The 17,867-nt window shown below is 63.8% G+C and carries 18 protein-coding genes and 1 tRNA gene; 6 read left to right on the top strand and 13 right to left on the bottom strand.

The features are described 5' to 3' along the window. Both Q5H89_RS13045 and pdxH read right to left on the bottom strand, forming a co-directional pair. Positions 1–1,341, bottom strand: coding sequence for a DUF1015 domain-containing protein (locus Q5H89_RS13045; protein ID WP_305019764.1), 1,341 nt, complete (start codon positions 1,339–1,341; stop codon positions 1–3). Between the two features lie 113 nt (positions 1,342–1,454). After that, positions 1,455–2,108 carry a pyridoxamine 5'-phosphate oxidase gene (gene pdxH, locus Q5H89_RS13040; protein ID WP_305019763.1) on the bottom strand — a complete coding sequence of 218 codons (654 nt, stop codon included), beginning with the start codon at positions 2,106–2,108 and terminating at the stop codon, positions 1,455–1,457. A 146-nt stretch (positions 2,109–2,254) separates the two neighbouring features. On the opposite strand from pdxH, the gene Q5H89_RS13035 reads away from it, so the two are divergent. The 3 genes from Q5H89_RS13035 to Q5H89_RS13025 all read left to right on the top strand — a co-directional run bounded on the left by Q5H89_RS13035 (position 2,255) and on the right by Q5H89_RS13025 (position 5,407). After that, on the top strand, positions 2,255–2,803 hold the full coding sequence (locus Q5H89_RS13035) for a YqgE/AlgH family protein (RefSeq protein ID WP_305019762.1): 549 nt from the start codon (positions 2,255–2,257) through the stop codon (positions 2,801–2,803). Between the two features lie 80 nt (positions 2,804–2,883). After that, positions 2,884–5,226: a DUF349 domain-containing protein gene (locus tag Q5H89_RS13030; RefSeq protein ID WP_305019761.1), complete on the top strand. Its 2,343-nt coding sequence runs from the start codon at positions 2,884–2,886 to the stop codon at positions 5,224–5,226. 108 nt (positions 5,227–5,334) lie between these two features. Beyond that, positions 5,335–5,407, top strand: a tRNA-Thr gene (locus tag Q5H89_RS13025). Positions 5,408–5,713: 306 nt separating this feature from the next. On the opposite strand, the gene alaS is transcribed toward Q5H89_RS13025, so the two are convergent. Beyond that, a complete protein-coding gene (gene alaS, locus Q5H89_RS13020) occupies positions 5,714–8,395 on the bottom strand; it encodes an alanine--tRNA ligase (protein WP_305019760.1) in 2,682 nt (893 codons plus the stop codon). Between the two features lie 180 nt (positions 8,396–8,575). Here alaS and Q5H89_RS13015 point away from each other — a divergent pair, with 180 nt between their 5' ends. The 3 genes from Q5H89_RS13015 to Q5H89_RS13005 are packed head-to-tail and all read left to right on the top strand — an operon-like array spanning position 8,576 to position 10,954. Continuing rightward, positions 8,576–8,932, top strand: coding sequence for a MerR family transcriptional regulator (locus Q5H89_RS13015; RefSeq protein ID WP_173112453.1), 357 nt, complete (start codon positions 8,576–8,578; stop codon positions 8,930–8,932). A 9-nt stretch (positions 8,933–8,941) separates the two neighbouring features. Beyond that, positions 8,942–10,081, top strand: a complete 1,140-nt coding sequence (gene dprA, locus Q5H89_RS13010) for a DNA-processing protein DprA (protein ID WP_305019759.1) — start codon at positions 8,942–8,944, stop codon at positions 10,079–10,081. A gap of 51 nt (positions 10,082–10,132) precedes the next feature. After that, positions 10,133–10,954 carry an aminotransferase class IV gene (locus Q5H89_RS13005; protein ID WP_305019758.1) on the top strand — a complete coding sequence of 274 codons (822 nt, stop codon included), beginning with the start codon at positions 10,133–10,135 and terminating at the stop codon, positions 10,952–10,954. A 26-nt stretch (positions 10,955–10,980) separates the two neighbouring features. Here Q5H89_RS13005 and Q5H89_RS13000 read toward each other — a convergent pair whose 3' ends face one another. From Q5H89_RS13000 to Q5H89_RS12955, 10 genes are all read right to left on the bottom strand, one after another. Continuing rightward, positions 10,981–12,375, bottom strand: a complete 1,395-nt coding sequence (locus Q5H89_RS13000; RefSeq protein WP_305019757.1) for an amidohydrolase family protein — start codon at positions 12,373–12,375, stop codon at positions 10,981–10,983. Between the two features lie 90 nt (positions 12,376–12,465). Next, complete coding sequence (locus Q5H89_RS12995) at positions 12,466–12,978, bottom strand: hypothetical protein (RefSeq protein WP_305019756.1); 513 nt, start codon at positions 12,976–12,978, stop codon at positions 12,466–12,468. Between the two features lie 136 nt (positions 12,979–13,114). Then, positions 13,115–13,342, bottom strand: coding sequence for a hypothetical protein (locus Q5H89_RS12990; RefSeq protein ID WP_305019755.1), 228 nt, complete (start codon positions 13,340–13,342; stop codon positions 13,115–13,117). Between the two features lie 142 nt (positions 13,343–13,484). Then, complete coding sequence (locus tag Q5H89_RS12985) at positions 13,485–14,279, bottom strand: thymidylate synthase (RefSeq protein ID WP_305019754.1); 795 nt, start codon at positions 14,277–14,279, stop codon at positions 13,485–13,487. A gap of 159 nt (positions 14,280–14,438) precedes the next feature. After that, positions 14,439–15,368 carry a helix-turn-helix domain-containing protein gene (locus Q5H89_RS12980; RefSeq protein ID WP_305019753.1) on the bottom strand — a complete coding sequence of 310 codons (930 nt, stop codon included), beginning with the start codon at positions 15,366–15,368 and terminating at the stop codon, positions 14,439–14,441. Positions 15,369–15,642: 274 nt separating this feature from the next. Then, positions 15,643–16,095 carry an ankyrin repeat domain-containing protein gene (locus tag Q5H89_RS12975; protein WP_305019752.1) on the bottom strand — a complete coding sequence of 151 codons (453 nt, stop codon included), beginning with the start codon at positions 16,093–16,095 and terminating at the stop codon, positions 15,643–15,645. A 153-nt stretch (positions 16,096–16,248) separates the two neighbouring features. Then, the gene (locus Q5H89_RS12970) at positions 16,249–16,740 is read right to left on the bottom strand and encodes an SRPBCC family protein (protein ID WP_305019751.1); all 492 of its coding nucleotides are present in this window, start codon (positions 16,738–16,740) and stop codon (positions 16,249–16,251) included. Positions 16,741–16,830: 90 nt separating this feature from the next. After that, a complete protein-coding gene (locus tag Q5H89_RS12965) occupies positions 16,831–17,082 on the bottom strand; it encodes a hypothetical protein (RefSeq protein WP_305019750.1) in 252 nt (83 codons plus the stop codon). 73 nt (positions 17,083–17,155) lie between these two features. Continuing rightward, positions 17,156–17,389, bottom strand: coding sequence for a hypothetical protein (locus Q5H89_RS12960; RefSeq protein ID WP_305019749.1), 234 nt, complete (start codon positions 17,387–17,389; stop codon positions 17,156–17,158). Further along, positions 17,358–17,864, bottom strand: coding sequence for a carboxypeptidase-like regulatory domain-containing protein (locus tag Q5H89_RS12955; protein WP_305019748.1), 507 nt, complete (start codon positions 17,862–17,864; stop codon positions 17,358–17,360). Before Q5H89_RS12955 ends, Q5H89_RS12960 begins: the two co-directional genes overlap by 32 nt. Between the last annotated feature and the right edge of the window lie 3 nt (positions 17,865–17,867).

The raw sequence follows: 17,867 nt of genomic DNA, 5'->3' as shown, positions 1-17,867 counted from the left end.
CTACCTGCCTTGCGCGAAATACCCGTCAAACAGCGCGTCGGCATCGGCCGCGCGCAGGCTGGTGAAGAGCAGCCCGGCTAGGGTCTTGGGGTAGAAGAAGGTGGACTTGGCCGGCATCACGGCGCCCGACTGGCACACGGCTTCGACCTGGGCCAGCGTCACCTCATTGGTGAGCAGCGCGGCGCGGGCCTCGCCCCGGTCTACGCGCTGCAGGCATTCGGCCAGGCCGCGCACGTAGGCCACGCCGGGCCAGCTGCGCTGCGCGTCGGGGCCCACGATGCCGAGCACTTTTTCGAGCACGAAAAAGTGCAGCACCGTCAGGTCGAGGTCTTTCACCTCGGGCGTGGTGTCCCAGCTCAACTGGGCGTGCACCTCGGGGCGCAGGCGCAGCTTGTAGGCCCCGCCGGGCAGGTACAGGCCAAAGGCCCAGCGCTTGCCGGCCATCAAATCGGGCAGGTCCTGGGCCTCGGCCTGGGGCGTTACCACAAAGTACGGGGCTAGCCGGGCCAGCAGCTCCGCGTCGCTCAGGCCGCCGGGCAGCTCCAGCAGCAGGCGGTGCGTGGGCAGAATGCGCACGTCGTCGCTGGCCATGTTGGTGAGGTACATCAGGTGATAGTTCCAAGCCTCGTGGCCGGTGCTGCCGCCCGGGCCGGCAGCCAGCTCCCGGGCCTGCCGGTAGGCCAGGGCGCCCTCGTAGCGGTGGTGGCCGTCGGCCAGAATAACCGGCCGGCCGGCCAGCACCCGCTGAAACTGCCGGATGGCGGGCGCGTCCTGAATCACGGCCAGCACGTCGCGCGCGCCCTGGTAGTCTTCCTCCGTCTGGCAGAGCGGGTCCTGGATGGCCGCGTCCATGAGCGCTTCCAGCTCAAAGGCCTCGTCGCGGTACAAGCCGTGGGTGGCGCTGGTTTCGAACTGCAGCTCGGCCAGCAGCTCGGCCCGGTCATTCACGGCGGCGGGCAGCGTGTTTTCGTGGCGCAGCACCACGCCCTCGGCCCAGTCGGTGGCCCTGATGTGGCACATAAAGCCCTTGCGGCAGCGCTCGCGCCCCGGCTCGCCGGGCAGCCGAAAGTACTGGTAGTACACGTAGATGCCCGGCAGGCCGTCTTCGCGCAGCACGCCCTGGGCCTGCCACTGCGCCAGGCGGCGGGCGGCGGCCTCGGCCGGGGCTAGCCCCGGCTCGGGGCGCGGCACCGAGAGGTGAATCGAGTTGAGCGGGTTCTGGTACAGCGCCTCGCGCTGGCGCGGGCTCACCACGTCGAAGAGCGGCGAAACCACCGCGTCGATGTCGGCGCTCAGGGCCGGGTTGTAGCGCCAGCCGCGCACGGGTTGAATGTCAGCCAAAAGAGGAATCAGTTATCAATGAGTAAGCACCACTTATTGAGCGCGCATGCGTCTGTTACTCAGCCCGCAGCGTGGGGCTGCGTGAGCGAAGAAGACTCGTCCAATAAATGCTTTTACGGCGCCAGCCGGCTGATTTTCCAGCCCTCGCCTTCGCGCTCGTACACCAGGCGGTCGTGCAGGCGGCTGGGGCGGCCCTGCCAAAACTCCACCCGCTGCGGGCGCAGCACGTAGCCGCCCCAGTGCGGGGGCCGGGGCAAGGGGTTCTGGCCCTCGAAGCGGGCTTCTATTTCGTGCTCGCGGGCTTCCAGCTCCTCGCGGCTGCCAATAACGGCGCTTTGGGGCGAGGCCCAGGCGCCCACCTGCGAGCCGCGCGGCCGGCTCTGGAAGTAGTCGGTCGAGACGCTTTCCGGCGCCTTCTCCACTAGGCCCTCCACCCGCACCTGGCGCTCGAGGCCGGGCCAGAAAAAGTTGAGCGCCGCCCGCGGCTGGGCCCCCAGCTCATGGCCCTTCTGCGAGTCGTAGTTTGTAAAAAACAGAAAGCCCGCGTCGTCGGGCAGGCCCTTCAGCAGCACCACGCGCTGGCTGGGCTGGCCGGTAGCGAGATTCACGGTGGCTAGGGTCAGGGCGGCGGGCTCGGGCAGCCGGGCGGCCACGGCCTCGTCGAGCCACTGCCGAAACTGGGCCACGGCCTCGGGCTGCACGTCGGTTTCGAGCAGCGTGCGCTGGGAGTAGCTCTGGCGCAGGGCCGCGAGTTCGGCGTCGGTCATATTTTTTTAAGTAGGAATTATTATGAGTTCTGCATTTCTCTTTTCTACCTGGGGGCAAAGGTACGGGGCGGCGGGGCGGGGCTAGCCGGGTTTTTTGAGGCTGGGCGGGCACTATCTGGCGGCGGCTTGCGTACTTGCTACTCCTTATGAAACCCGGCACCCTCCTCATCTCGCAGCCCTTTCTGGGCGACCCCAACTTTGAGCGCAGCGTGGTACTACTCTGCCGCCACCACCCCGCCGAGGGCGCGTTTGGCCTGGTGCTGACCCGGCGCACGGCCACCGTGCTCGGCGACGTGCTGGGCGTGCCGCCCGGCCCCGCCACCGCGCTGCCGCTCTACGAAGGCGGCCCCGTGCAGCTCGATACCCTGCATTTTGTGCACCGCTACGCCGCCCTGCCCGGGGCCACCGACCTGGGCGACGGCACGTACTGGAGCGGTGATTTTGACCTGCTTATCACCCTGATAAACAGCGGCACTATCTCACCCGACGAGGTGCGCTGCTTTGTGGGCTACTCGGGCTGGTCGGCGGGGCAGCTGGAGGCCGAAATCGAGCGCGGCTCCTGGATTCGGCAGCCCGCTAGTGCCGGGAAAGTATTTACTTTGAGGTCTGATGCGTTCTGGCAAGGCATCCTGCGCGAAAAAGGGGGCCGCTTCCGGGCGCTCTCCAACTACCCGCTCGACCCTAGCCTGAACTAATTTTTTTCCTGCCCTCCGTTCCGGCGGCTTTTTTATTTTTTTGTCGGCCCCGGCTGGCCGCCGGCTTTTCGCTTTGCTTTATGCTGCCCGAAGAAACCCCCACCCCTGACCAGAATCCGTCTGCTGCCACGCCGGCCGACCGCATGAGCGTGCTCGAAGCCCGCCTGGCTGAAATCCGCGCCAAGCAAGGCCCTGACTCGGCTGAGCCCGCCACCTCCAGCCCGGCCCTGCCGGCCCAAAGCGAAACCCCGGCCGAAGCCGCCGTGCCGCCCGGTGGCGGCGAAACGCAGGTCGAGCCCAACCCGCTGCGCTCGGAGCCCGGCCTGGCCGAAGAGCTAGCCACACCCGAAACCGCCGCCGCCGCCGAAACCGCGCAGCACGTGCCCGCCGAGGTGGCCGCCGAGCATTTCTCGGCCCCGCAGGCCCGCGCCGTGGCCCATTACGGCGAGGCCATGGCGCCCGCCGCTGACCAGGAGGCCGATGCGGCGCCCGCCGCTAGCCCCGCCCCGGCCGATGAGGCCGCCCCCGTGCACGCCCTGGCCCGCGCCGAAGACCTCGATAACATGCCCGAGGGCGTGGCCACGCTGCCCACCTCGGCCACCGACACGGCCGCCGAGGCCCACCAGGCCGAACTCGCGCACCAACACGAGGCGAGCGGGGATGCCAGCGGCGAGGAAGCCGACCACTACGTGCCCGAAACCCCGGCCCCCGATTTTGCCGCGCTCGACCTGGAAAGCCAGGCTAGCCACCTCATTGGCCTGCTGCGCCGGCCCGATGCCCGCCGCAACCGCCAGCAGATTTTTGAGCTTAGCCGCCAGTACGAGGCCAACGTGGCCAGCGCCCGCGCCGCCTCGCGCCAGAAGCTGGCCGAAGATGCCAACGCCCCTCAGGAGTTCAGCTTCCAGCCCCCGGCCAACCAGGCCGAGCTTAACCAGGCTCTGCAGGAGTTCCGCGAGGGCCGCGCCCGCGATGCCAAAGCCGAAGACCAGAGCCGCGCCCAGAACCTGACCCGCAAGCAGGAGCTGCTGGCCCAGCTGCGCACGCTCGTGGAAAGCGCCGAAACCAAGGACAGCTCGCAAAAGCTCAAGCAGCTGCAAGCCGACTGGAAGGCCACCGGCCCCGTGCCCCAGACCGACAGCCAGGAAACCTGGAACACCTACCACGGCCTGCTCGACCGCTACTACGCCAACCAAGGTCGCTTCTATGAGCTAAAGGAGCTGGACCGCCGCCGCAACCAGGAAGCCAAAGAGGCCCTCGTGGCCCGCGCCGAAGCCCTCAAAGATGCCCCTGGCATCAACAAGGCCCTCGACGAGTTGAAGAAGCTGCACGACGACTGGAAGCACATCGGCCCCGTACCGGGCGAGCAGCGCGAGCCCCTGTGGCAGCGCTTCCTGGCTGCCTCCGAGGCCGTGCACCTGCGCCGCAAGGAGTTTGTGGACGTGCGCTCGGCCCAGGAGAAGGAAAACCTGACCACCAAGCAGGCCCTGCTGGCCCGCGTGCTGCCCTTCGCCGACTTCGCCACCGAGCGGGTGAACGAGTGGCGCTCGCGCACCGACGAGCTGCAGGAAATCAAGAAGGAGTGGGAAGCCACCGGCCCGGTGCCCCGCGCTCAGGCCGATGCCCTCAACAAGCAGTACTGGAACGCCTACAAGGCCTTCTTCAACCACAAAAACGCTTTCTTCAAGAGCCTCGACTCGGAAAAGAATACCAACCTGCAGGCTAAGTACGCCCTCATCGAGCAGGCCGAAGCTGCCCAGCAGCTGCCCGACTTCGACGAGGCCCGTACCATTATCATCCGGGTACAGAAGGAATGGAAGGACATCGGGCGCGTGCCCGAGAAGCAGGCCGATAAAATCTGGAAGCGCTTCCGCGCCGCCTGCGATGGGGTATTTGACCGCCCCAAGCAGGAAACCCGCCAGCGTGAGGAGCGCCAGTCGGCCGCCAGCACCGAGCAGGTTGCCCGTTTGGATAAGGTAGCCCAGCAGGTAGCCGCCCTCTCGCCCACCGAGCCCGGTACCCTCGAAGGCTTCCGGGCCCTGGCTGCGGATTGGCAACAGCTTGACGGCGAAGGCACTGGCACTTCTGACCGCGGTGAAGAACAGTTCCTTACCCTTATGGGCAAGTACCTGGACCAAACCAGCGGCATCACACCCGCCGACAAAGAAGACCTGCTTTTCCAATTGGAGATAGCCCGCTTAAAAGCACGTCCCCAGGCGCAGCAGGCCTTCACCCGCAAGGAAACCGGCCTGCGCCGCGAAATCCAGGAGCTCGAAAACGACGTGGCAACCCTGCAAACCAACCTCGACTTCTTCGCCCGCTCGAAGAACGCCGACCAGTTGCGCCAGGAGTACCAGGGCCGCATGGCCGAAGCCCGCACGCGCATCGAGAAGCTTAAAAAGCAGCTGAAGCAGCTCCGGAGCTAAGTAGCTGGCTTTCTTTTAAAAAACGGCCGCGCAGACCAGCGCGGCCGTTTTTTATTGCCCCCGTCTTGCCAGCGGGCACTTTGCGGCTTACTTTTGCCCTACGATTAAGCCTCCATAGCTCAGTTGGTAGAGCTTCTGACTTGTAATCAGAGGGTCGTTGGTTCGAGTCCGACTGGGGGCTCCCTTAATCTGCCGAAAAGGCCTCTTCCTCGTTGTGAGGCAGAGGCCTTTTTTTCGTTACGGCACGCCCTACGGTGAGCCTGCCAGGTTATTCTAGACAACGCGTCGTGGCGCGGCTTGCCCTCTACCTGATTTTCAAGTGAGGCACGGGTGTACTTCAAGCACACATGCAGAAGCTTTTTAAAAAAGAGGGGCCTGCTGAGCATAGCTCAACAGGCCCCGACCAAGCTGCTGCTAACTTTTACGCGCCGGCGGCAACACGGCGGCTAGGTTGCCGGGCGCGGCCGGAAACAGCTGTTACTAACTTTTACGCACCGGCGATAACCAGCGCTTCGGCCTTGGCAATGGCGGCGCCCAGGCCGGCCACGTTTTTACCGCCGGCGGTGGCGAAGAATGGCTGCCCGCCGCCGCCGCCCTGGATTTCCTTGGCAAGCTCGCGCACCAGGGTAGTGGCGTTGAGCTTGCCGCCCTTGGCGATGTCATCGTCGAGCATCACGGCCAGCTGGGGCTTGCCGTCGATGTCGGCCCCTAGCACGAGCACGAGGTTGGGGGTCGTCTGGCGCAGGTCGTAGGCCAGCTTCTTGAGGTCGTCGGCGCTGGTGGCCTGCACCTGGGCGGCCAGGAAGTTTAGTCCGTTCAGGTCTTTTACCTGGCTAGCCAGCTGCGCTTTTTGCTGATTGATGGCCTGCTGGGCAAATGACTCGATTTGCTTGCGCAGGGTGGCGATTTCGTCGGTTTGCTTTTCCAGCGACGTGAGCAGGTGCTGGGGGTTGCCCAGGGCCTCGCGCACCTGGGCCAGCAGGTCGAGCTGCTGGTCTACGAAGGCTTCGGCGGCACCGGCCGTCACGGCCTCAATGCGGCGCACGCCCGCGCCCACGGCGCTCTCGGCCGTGATTTTGAAGTAGCCGATGCTGCCGGTGTTGGCCACGTGCAGGCCACCGCAGAGTTCTACCGAGTAGTCTTTGTCGAAGGTAATAACGCGCACAAAATCGCCGTACTTCTCGCCAAAGAGCGCCATCGCGCCCAGGTTTTTGGCTTCGGCAATGGGCACGTTGCGGCGCTCGACCAGCGGAATCTGCTGGCGGATGCGCTCGTTCACCAATTGCTCGATTTCGCGCAGCTGGGCGTCGGTCACCTTCGTGAAGTGCGAGAAGTCGAAGCGCAGCAGCTTCTCGTTCACGAGCGAGCCTTTTTGCTGCACGTGCTCGCCGAGCACGCGGCGCAGGGCGGCTTGCAGCAGGTGCGTGGCCGTGTGGTTGTTGCGAATGAGCGTGCGCCGCGCCGCGTCGGGCCTGGCCCGGAACTCGGCCGTCAACTCCTGCGGCAAATCCAGGGTGGTGTGGATGAGCAGGTCGTTTTCCTTGCGGGTATCGATAACGCGCACCTTGTCGAAGTCGCTCTCTATAAAGCCGGTATCGCCAATCTGGCCGCCGCTTTCGGCGTAGAAGGGTGTCTGGTCGAATACCAATTGGTACTCGGTTTTGCCCTTCTTGTCGATTTTGCGGTAGCGCAGCAGGTGGGCGGGGGCCTCGTCCTGGTCGTAGCCTACGAACACGTTGGGCGCGTCGGTTTCGCGCACCGTTACCCAGTCGCTCTGCTCGGTTTCCTGGGCGTTGCGGCTGCGGTTTTTTTGCTGGGCCAGGGCCTCCTGGAAGCCTTTTTCATCCACCGTCAGGCCTTTTTCGCGGGCGATGAGGGCGGTGAGGTCGAGCGGGAAACCGAAGGTATCGCTCAGCTCAAACGCCGTTTTGCCGTCAATCACGCCACCATTCTGGCGGGCGCTTTCTTCGAGCGCGTCGAGGCGGCGCAGGCCGGTTTCGAGGGTTTTGAGAAAGGCAATTTCCTCTTCCTCAATCACCCGCGTCACAAACGCCTGCTGGGCTTTCAACTCGGGGAAAATGCCGGCCATCTGGTCGGCCAGCACCGGCACGAGCTTGTAGAGGAAGGGCTGCTTCTGATTCAGCGAAGAGAAGGCGTAGCGCACGGCCCGGCGCAAAATGCGCCGGATTACGTAGCCGGCCTTCACGTTGCTGGGCAGCTGGCCATCGGCGATGGTGAAGGCAATGGCCCGGATGTGGTCGGCAATGACGCGGATGGCGATGTCGGTTTTCTCCTCCTCGGTGGCCGGCAGGTCGGTTACCGTGGCCGGCGAAGTGCCGTGGTACTGCACGCCGGCTTCCTTGGCAATGAACTGGATAAGCGGCTGAAAGACATCGGTATCGTAGTTCGATTTCACGCCCGACACGGCCATCATCAGGCGCTCGAAGCCCATGCCGGTGTCCACGCTCTGGGCGGGCAGCTTGCTGAGCGACTTATCGGCTAGCCGCTGAAACTCCATGAACACGTTGTTCCAGACCTCCACCACCTGCGGGTGGTCGGCGTTCACCAGCTCGCGGCCGGGCTTTTGGGCGCGCTCCTCGTCCGAGCGCAGGTCGATGTGGATTTCGGTGCACGGGCCGCAGGGGCCGGTATCGCCCATCTCCCAGAAGTTGTCCTTCTTGTTGCCGGGCAGGATGCGGTCGTCGGTGGTGTACTGGCGCCACAGGGCCTGCGTTTCGGTATCGGGGCCGGTGCCGTCGGCGGCATCGCCCTCAAAATACGTTACGTAGAGGCGGTCTTTCTCCAGCTTATACACCTCGGTGAGCAGCTCCCAGGCCCAGTTGATGGCGTCCTTTTTGAAGTAGTCGCCGAAGCTCCAGTTGCCCAGCATCTCAAACATGGTGTGGTGGTAGGTATCGTAGCCTACCTCCTCCAGGTCGTTGTGCTTGCCGCTCACGCGCAGGCACTTCTGGGTGTCGGCAATGCGCTTGTAGGGCGCGGGCTTATTACCCAGAAAATAGTCCTTGAACGGCGCCATGCCGCTGTTGATGAAGAGCAGCGTGGGGTCGTCCTTCACCACGAGCGGGGCCGAGGGCACGATATGGTGGCCCTTGGAGGCAAAGAAATCGAGAAACTGCTGGCGCACGTGCGCGGCGGTGGGGAGCGACATAACTTTAAAAAAAACGGCCCACATTTGCGGGGCCGGCGGCGGCACAAAGGTAGCTTTCCGAAACAGTAGCGCGAAACGGGCAGTTCGGCCAGCCACCCGGTACCGGCTCCGCCTTGGCGGCGGGCCCTTTGCCGGGTCTGCCACACAATCGCCGGCACAAAATATAGTATCTTAGCCGCCATGCCCTACAAAGAGCGCGACATTACCAAGCAATATTTTACCATCGGCGAAGTGGCCGAGCAGTTCGGCGTGGCTACCTCGCTCATCCGGTTCTGGGAAACGGAGTTTGACGAGCTAGCCCCGCGCAAGAGCAAGAAGGGCAACCGCCTCTTCACGCAGGCCGACGTGGATACATTTCGCACTATCTACCACCTGGTTAAGGAGCGCGGCTACACCATTGCCGGCGCCCGCGAGATGCTGAAGCAGAAGGGCGGTCAGCTCAAGGACAAGATTGACGTGATTCAGTCGCTGGAGCGCGTGCGCGGCTTTCTGGTGAGTTTGAAAAAGGAAATCGACGCGGCGCAGAAAGCCGAGTAAGCGCCCCCGATGCCCACCCCAACCGCTACCGACGACCTCTACCACGAGCTGGCCCTGACGCTGCTGCCCGGCATCGGCCCGCAGCTCACGCGCCAGCTGATGAGCTACGGCTCGTCGGCCAAAAACGTGTTTTTGCTGCCGCCCGGCAAGCTGCGGCGCATTCCGGGCGTGGGCGAGGCCACCATCAAAACCCTGACCGGGCCCGCGCGCGGCCAGGCCCTGGCCCAGGCCGAGGCCAGCCTGCGCAAGGCCGAAAAGGAGGGTATACAGATTCTGTTTTACACCAGCAAGCAGTTTCCGAGCCGCCTCAAGCTGCTGCCCGACGCGCCGGTGCTGCTCTACTACCAGGGCCCGGCCGACCTGAACGCGCCCAAGGTACTAGCCCTGGTGGGTACCCGCCAGGCCACCGAGTATGGCCGCGAGCAAACCGAGCGCCTGCTCAAGGGCGTGCTGGCGCACCAGCCCCTCATTGTCAGCGGGCTAGCCTATGGCATTGATATAATGGCTCACCGCGCGGCCTTGCAGGAGGGGCTGCCCACGGTGGGGGTCATGGCCACCGGCCTCGACGTCATTTACCCCGCCGCGCACCGCAAAACGGCCGAAAAGATGCGCGAAACCGGCGGCCTGCTCACCGAGTTTGCCTTTGGCACCCCGCCCGACCGCTACAATTTTCCGCAGCGCAACCGCATCATCGCGGGGCTGGCCGATGGCACAGTGGTAGTGGAGGCGGCCGCCAAAGGCGGTGCCCTCATCACGGCCGAGCTGGCCCTGAGCTACGACCGCGACGTGCTGGCCGTGCCCGGCCCGCTAGGGGCGCCGACTTCCGAAGGCTGCAACGCGCTCATCAAGACCAATAAAGCGGCCCTCTACCAGGAGCCCCGCGACCTGGAGCAGCTGCTGAATTGGGACGCGGCCCTGCACCTGCCCGGCAAGTTTCAGCCGCTCCCCTCCTATTCGGCCGATGATTTTACGGCCGGGGAGTTCTCCCTCGTAAGCGTGCTGGCCGCCGCCCCCGGCCGCGAGCTGCACATGGATGAGCTGGCCTGGCAAGCCCAGCTGCCTATTCATGCGGTGGCCTCGCTGCTGCTGGGGCTGGAGTTTCGGGGCGTGGTGCGGGCGCTGCCGGGCAAGAAATTCGGGCTGATTTGAACCGCGGATTTTTCGGATTGGTCGGATTAATCGGATTTTGGGGGCGCTGCTATGGAAGTGAATAAGCTGCTTTTCAACGGAGAATTACAAGAGGCCACGGCCTTTCAGCTGCCTTTGCCCAACCGCGGGCTGGTCTTCGGCGATGGTTTTTTTGAAACCCTGATTTTTATGGCCGGCCGCCTGCGCCACGCGGGCGGCCACCTGGCGCGCATGCAGCAGGCCGCCGCCGCACTCTATCTCACGCTGCCCGCCGCCCTGGCCACGGCCGAGGCGCTGGAAGCTACCCTGGCCCAGCTGGTGGCCGCCCAAGGTCGGCCCGCCGCCCGGCTGCGGCTGCAGCTGTGGCGCGCCGGCGGCGGCCTCTACACCCCGACTACCGACGCGGCCGAGTGGCTAGCCACCGCCGCGCCCTTTACCCCCGACGAAAGCCCGCTGCAGCAAGTGGCTTTCGCCCAGGAAAACCACTCCGTTTACTCGCCGCTGAGCTTTTGCAAGGGGCCGCAGGCGTGGCTTTACGTGCGGGCGGCCCACGAGCGCCAGCAGCGCGGGCTCGACGAGGTTATCCTCTGCGACGCGGCCGGGCACGTGGCCGAGGCAGGCGCGGCGGCCATTTTCTGGGTAAAAGATGACGTGCTTTTTACGCCCGCGCTGGCCAGCGGCTGCGTGGCGGGCGTGCGCCGGGCCGCCATTCTGCACGCCGCCCGCGCCGCCGGGCTGCCAGCCTGGGAGGGCTTGTTTCGGCCCGCCGACCTGCTGGCTGCCGACGCGGCGTTTACCGCTAACGTGGCGGCGGTGCGGCTGGTGCGGCAGGTTGGAAGCCACCGCTTGGGCGACTTGGCCGCGCCGTGGCCAGCGCTGCTGCGGGGGTTATAGGGCTGAGCTAATTCTTTCTACTAGCCTCACTTACTCGCCGCCACCTGCCGCAGCTTGGCTTGGAGGCTGTCGAGGGCGGGGCGCGAAAGGTAGCGGCCATCGGCAATGACGCCGGCAATCTGGCGGGTATTGGCAATATCGGCCAGGGGGTTGGCGCGCAGCAAGAGCAAGTCGGCCAACCGGCCGGGCTGCACCGAGCCAAAATCCTGGAGGCGGTGGTAGAACCGGGCCGGGTTGAGCGTGGCCGTTTGCAGGGCCTGCAGCGGCGTGAAGCCCGCTTCCACGAAACGTTGCAGCTCCTGGTGCAAGCTCAGGCCAGGAATGAGGTCGACGCCGGCCGGGGCATCGGTGCCGGCCAGGAATTCGACCCGCGCGGCGTGCAGCCGGCGCACCATTGCCAGCTCGTGGGCCACAAATTTTTCGCGCACCGCCAGGGGCTCGTAGTCCATAGTTTTGGCAATGCCTTGCTGCGACCTGGGCCAGCGCTGCGCAACCCAGCTGCGCCCGGCGTAGGCCAGCCCGGCCGAGTCGGCGCGCCAGTCGATGGCATCGACCAGCCACTGGCCCCGCTCCCAAAACAAGGTGGGGCATTGCCAGACGTGAGCCGCCGCCAGCTGCCGGATGATGGCGGCCTCGCGCCGGGCGTCATACGTGGCCAGAAACCGACCCGGCGACTTACTGCTGCCGCTCACGTACTTGTCCTCATCGGGCGAGCTGGCTTCGAAAATGCCAATCAGGTGCTCAAACGTGCGCTGGCCCGCCGCAATGGCCTCGCGGGCGCGCACGGCGTCGGGCACGTGGCCTTCCAGGGGCAGCCCCACTTTCCGGGCCTCGGCGGCAATAGCGAAGTAGGCCGCCCGCGGCACGTACGACTGCACCTTGATGAAATCGACGCCCCGTGCCTTGAGCATGTTTACCGCCCGGCGGCCGTCTTCGGGCGTCGCCACGGCAATGGCCGCCTGGTAAGGCGATTTGGGCCCGTCGAGCATCGGCCCCGACACCACCAGGCGCGGCCCTAGCCAGCGGTGGGCCGCCACCTCGGCACGGGCCCGCAAGATGGAATCGAGCTGGCTGCCCATGTCGCGGATGCCGGTGATGCCATTGGCCAGCAGCAGCGGCAAAATCAGGTCGGTGCCGGCCTGCGCGGTACCGTCGAAATACACGTGAGTGTGCATATCCCACAGCCCCGGCAGCAGGTACTGGCCGGCGGCATCAACTACCCGGCCCCCGGTGGGCAGCGCACTGCTTCCGCTTTCTACCCGCACGATACGACGGCCCTGAATAACCACCGTTTGGTTGGGCCGGATGGCGCCGGTGGCCACATCTACCACGTTGGCGTGCACCAGGGTCAGCTGCTGGGCCTGCGCCGCAAAAGCGGGGCAGCAGGCGGCGAAAAGCAGGTAGCGAAGTAAACGCATCATCGGCAACGGGCAGCAACAGCAGAGCCGACCACCGACCCGGCACGAAAGTAACCCCCTAGCTCACTCCTACTGCGCCACGCTGGCCCCGCCTCACTCCGTGATGAAGCGCATGGGTACCAGCAGCGAATCCTGGGGGGCCGCCGAGCGCACGAAGCGCAGGGCGCCCAGCACCCGCAGCGCCTCGGCGTCGAGGGCGCGCACGGCGGCGGGCGGGTAGTCGGCCTCGGGGCGGGCTAGCTCGCGGCGCACAATGCGCGGCGGCTGGCGCACCGAGCCATTGGCCCGCACGCGGATGCTCACCAGGATGCGGCCGGTGGGCAGCAGGTCCTGCGGGCGGTCGGGGGCGGGGCGGGCAGCGGGCGGGTACTTGGCCTGCTCCGACACGAACCGGAAAAACTGGTCGCGGCCCGCCGCCTGCCGGCCGGCGTCGGCCTCGTGCCAAAAGCGCGCCAGCACCGGCGAAACCAGCGGGGGCGCCACCACTTCGGGCGGCTGCGGGCGGCGCACGGGCATCATCGGGAAGCCGGGCGCGGCATAGCCGCTTTGGGCGCGGGCGGCCCCGGCGCCCAGCAGCCATGCGCCTACTAGTGCCCACTTCCTCATTTTGCTGCGGCACGTCTCATGCCGGCAAGTTACGCCGCCCCAGGCGCTTGGGGCGCGGGCCTACGGCCGCCCGCGCCCATCAGGGCCCGTCACCTTATTCTGGTAAGTAAAAATAATATTTGCAAAGTGCAAAATATTACACATCCTCGCTTAAGCTGATTCGGGAAATTGGCCGGTTGCGGTCGGCGTGGTTGGCTTGCAGCTCCAGCCAGGCGGCGTGATAAAACGCGAGGTCGGCGTCGGTGACGTCGTAGGTACTCAGAATGGCCTGGCGGGACAACTGGCCGATTTGCAGGGCATACAAGGCCACGAAGGCCCGGTGCTCAACCGAGAGGTGAGTGCTGATAGGCGTAGGCGAAAGCATAGATGATAGCAGAATAAAAGGCGGAGCAGCGCAGTATAGCGGCTGCAAAGCTCTTTCTTTTAACTCAACCATTGCAATTAGTTTCGTCCAATTGCTGGCTGCGCTAGTTCAATCTCGCCTTATCCTTACCGAATGCCTTTACTCAAACCGCAACGGGCGCTTTGATGGCCGGCCAGGGGTCATAGTTTTCCAGCTGAAAATCTTCGTAGCGAAAGCCGAAGAGGTCCGTCACGGCCGGGTTGAGGCGCATGGTGGGCAGCGGGCGCGGCGCGCGCCCTAGCTGCGCGCGCGCCTGCTCCAAGTGGTTGCTGTAGAGGTGAGTATCGCCGCCGGTCCAGATAAACTCGCCGGGCTGCAGGCCCGTTACCTGGGCCACCATCAGGGTGAGCAGCGCGTAGGAAGCAATATTGAAGGGCACGCCCAGAAACACGTCGGCCGAGCGCTGGTAGAGCTGGCAGCTGAGCTTGCCATCGGCTACGTAAAACTGGAACAGCGCGTGGCAGGCGGGCAGCTTCATGCGGGGCAGGTCGGCCACGTTCCAGGCGCTCACCACCATGCGGCGCGAGTCGGGCTGGGTTTTTAGCTGGCTGATAATCTGCGCCATCTGGTCGATGTAGCCGCCGTGGCCGTCGGGCCAGCTGCGCCACTGGTAGCCGTACACCGGGCCGAGGTCACCGTTTTCGTCGGCCCACTCGTCCCAGATTTTCACGCCGTGCTCCTTCAGGTAGGCAATGTTGGTATCACCCTTCAAAAACCACAGCAGCTCGTAAATAATACTCTTGAGGTGCACCTTCTTGGTGGTGACCAGCGGAAAGCCCTCGGCCAGGCTGAAGCGCATCTGCGGGCCAAAAACCGACAGCGTGCCCGTGCCCGTGCGGTCGGTTTTGAGGGTGCCGTGGTCGAGAATCTGTTGCAGAAGGGCTTGGTACTGGCGCATGGACAATTTTTATAACAACTACTTAAACTTGCCGGTCAGGCATCCGACCCAACAAAACAGGGCCGCCCGGCGGCCCTGCAAAGCTACCAACGGGCTAGCCACGCCGCCAGGGCGCCCACGGCCATAGCCAAAGCCCAACTGTCTGATTCAAACAAGCTGCTACTCCCGAAAGGCGCCGGGGGCCAGCCCCGTCTGACGCTTGAAAAAGTGGCAGAAGTGGGCCACATCGGTAAAGCCCAGGCTGTCGGCAATTTCCGAGATGTTCCAGTTTGTTTGCTTCAGCAATACCTTGGCCTCCTGGGCTAGCCGGCCGCCGATGAGGGCGGTGGTGGTGCGGCCGGTGGTTTCCTTCAGCACTCGGTTGAGGTGGTTGACGTGCACGGCCAGCGCGCTGGCGTAGTCGGCGGCCGTGCGCAGGCGCAGGCGCTGCTGCGGCATTTCGAGCGGAAACTGCCGCTCCAGCAGCTCGCCAAACAAGGCCGTGAGCCGGGCCGGGGCCTTGTGGGCCAGCGCCGGCCCCGGCGCTGGCAGCAGCTTCTGGCCCGCATGAATCAGCTCGAGCAGGTAGGTGCGCAGCAGGTCGTACTTGTAGGCGTAGTCGGAATTTATCTCCCGAAACATCTTCTCGAAAATGAGCTTGATAGCAGCGTATTCTTCATCCGTTACTTCCAGCACCGGGCAGGTGCCGGGCTGGAATACCGGCAGCTCTTCCAGCACTACCCCGCTCTTGGCAGGCAGCAAAAAACCGTCGGTAAAAATGCAGAAATAGCCGGCCTGGTTTAGGTCTTGCGGCAGCCAGCGGTAAGGCACGCGCGAGGTGGCAAACCACAAGCCGCTGCGGGCAATGTCCACGACCTTGTCGGCATTCTCGACCCGGCTGCGCCCGCGAATCAGGCTGATTTTGTAGAACGCCCGCCGGTCGAAGGTCATCGGGGGCCGGTGGCGGTAATCCACCATCAGGTCGGCCACCCGGAAGACGTTGAAGTGGCCTATTTCGCGCGCCCGGTCCGGCGCCTCGGCCGGGCCGGGCCCGGCAGCCGTGCCCGGCTTGAACTTACTGTAAAACTCTTCAAGTGAATCCGGCTTCATAGCAGGCAGCTGTAAAAATCAAAGGTAAGCGGCCGTAGCTACTACCCCAAGGCCCAGGGCCGGCAGCCACCGGGCCAGGCGCCGGGGCTAGTGGGCAGGGCACTGCTGCCCCTGCTGTTTGGGGCAATTGCCGACCATAGCGGCCTGCTCTGGCGCGGCCGCCACGTGGCAGCCGCGCCAGAGCCCAAGAAAATGCCCCGCGCCCCTGGAGGGGCAAGCGTGACCTGCCCCTCCTGACCCTCTTTAACTTTGTTTACCAGGCACTTATGGACGATTACTTCTGCTTCTGCTCCAGCAGCGCTATTACCTCTGGGTTGCCGGCTTCTTTAGCCAGGGCCAGGGCGTCCTTGCCGTCCTCGTCTTTGGCTTTGGCATCGGCGCCGCTGGCTAGTAGCAGGTCTACGAGAGCTTTGTTGCCTTTGCCGGCGGCGGCCATCAGGGCCGTCATCTTGAAGCCGTCGGGCTGGTTGACCTGCGCCTTGTGCTTGAGCAGCAGCTTCACCAGGTCGAGGCTACCGCCGCTGGCGGCCGTGACGAGGTAGGTCGTCGGAAACCCCGGCACTACCTCAATTACGGCGTTGGGGTTAGCGCCGCCGGTGAGCAGCGTTTCGGCCGCCGCCAGGTTTTTTTTCAGGACGGCGGCGGCCAATTCCTTATTGGGGGCTTGAGCGTGAGAAGTAAAGGTGACGCAGAAAAAGGTAGCAATGAAGAGTATAGCTCTTTTCATTTTATAAGAATAAGTCAATTCGGGGGCTAAGTTAAGTACAAAACCATTTTTTGAAGCGGTCAAAAACTGTTTTGCTTACTTAACTCAAGCTGGGCGCTAACGAGGGTGCTACTATTGGCTCGCCGGGCAACTTTAGCAACCCTTTTACTCGATTCAATTACTCAGTAAATTCGCAGGAAGCACTGATTGCCAATCATCTGATTCAGCATATTGCTTTACCACTAATCCGCGCTGCACTAGAAACTGGCGCATATATCGCTTCAGCACCAACGCATCTACTAGCCTACCTAGCCAGCCCAATGGTGAGGTAAAGACAAAAACATCTCGCATGAGTACAGTGGGCCCTTCCTGCTCGAAATAATGCCCGTGCCACATGCTCTTGAAGGCACCTTGCTGCATTTCATCTCGAAAGTAACAGGTGGCCTGGAACTCAGTGATTTTACTGGTTAGCGTTTGCCAAATGCCAAAATGCCGCGCTCGGAAGGTAACCGAATCGTTGAGTTGCAAGACGCCACTGCGTACACCGGCTATTATTTCCTCTTTAGTTTGCCGGGCCGAAACCGCATGTAAATCAACGCTCAAAGCTAAATAAAAGCAGCGTGCCTGTGGAGCCTTAATGCGCGTAAGCACTTCGATTGTTGTCATTAGCCTTTAACTCCTGGTAGAATTATGAATTAAAAAAGCCGCCCAAACGAGCGGCTTTTCAGTAGTTCTTGTTGCTTTAATGCGAAGTGCTTACAGCGACTTCACTGCCGCGGCTTTTACTTCGGCCGTGGCGGATGGGCTAGCCTTGGCGGCGGCCATTTTGGCGCGGCAGCAGGCGGGCATGCCGGCCATGCTGGTGCTAGCCATACCTTTCTCGCATTTGGCGGCGGCTACGCCGGTGCAGTGGTCGGCTTTTTTGCCTTTGGCGGGCTTGTCGCCGTCGTGGGCGAAGGCGGTGGCGGCCGAGGCCAGCAAAGTGAGGGCGAGCAGGGACTTTTTCATGGATACCAGTACTACTAAGCGGTGGGTAAAGTAATTGCCGGGCCTAAGTTAGGCAGAAAGATGCCGACCAAAACTAGTCAACCGGCACGTACACTTCATTTTGCCGACTTGGGTTGGCGGCATCGTGAATAACCAGGCGGTTAGCCGTCAGCTCAACTACGGTTAGGGCCTCGTCGTTGCCCTTCGCGCCCACTACGTGCAGCGTGTGCTGCCCCTCATCGAGCTGCCACTTGGCTTTAGCGCCGAAAACCAGCATTTTTACTTTCACCGTGCCATCATCCAGAAATATCAGGCGCGCCAGCTTCAAGGCTGAGCGCACGCCGCTGGGGTTTTCGAGAAACTTCTTTGCCTTGAGCGAATCTGTTTTTGTGCAGGTCAGCAATAAAATTATCCGCTACGGCCACGATGGAGCCATCGTCAATTTTCCATTTTCTGAGCAGCAGCTTGCGAATACTTTCGTACGTAACCACCACCTCGCCAATCTGATACGTCAGCTCTTCCAGTGCCACCGGGGCGCCGAGCTGGCCGAGGGGCAATGCCTGCGACTGATACCCAAGGTGCGAGATGATGAGCCGCGCCGTGGGCGGCGCGCCCCCTAGCGGCAAGCTAAAGTGGCCCGCCGCATCGGTACTGGTGCCGGCGGGCTGGCCATCAAGGCGCACGGTAGCCTGGGGCAGCGGGGCGCCCGTGCTGCGGACAATGACGCGGCCGCTGGCCGTTTGGGCAGCGGCGGCCAGGGGGAGCAGTAGGGCGAGCAGGCTAATTAGCAGGCGGGGGAACATTGA

The organism is Hymenobacter cheonanensis, from assembly GCF_030581075.1.
Taxonomy (GTDB): Bacteria; Bacteroidota; Bacteroidia; order Cytophagales; family Hymenobacteraceae; genus Hymenobacter.
Note: the sequence above shows the minus strand (reverse complement) of the source record. Positions and strands in the feature narration are given on the sequence as shown.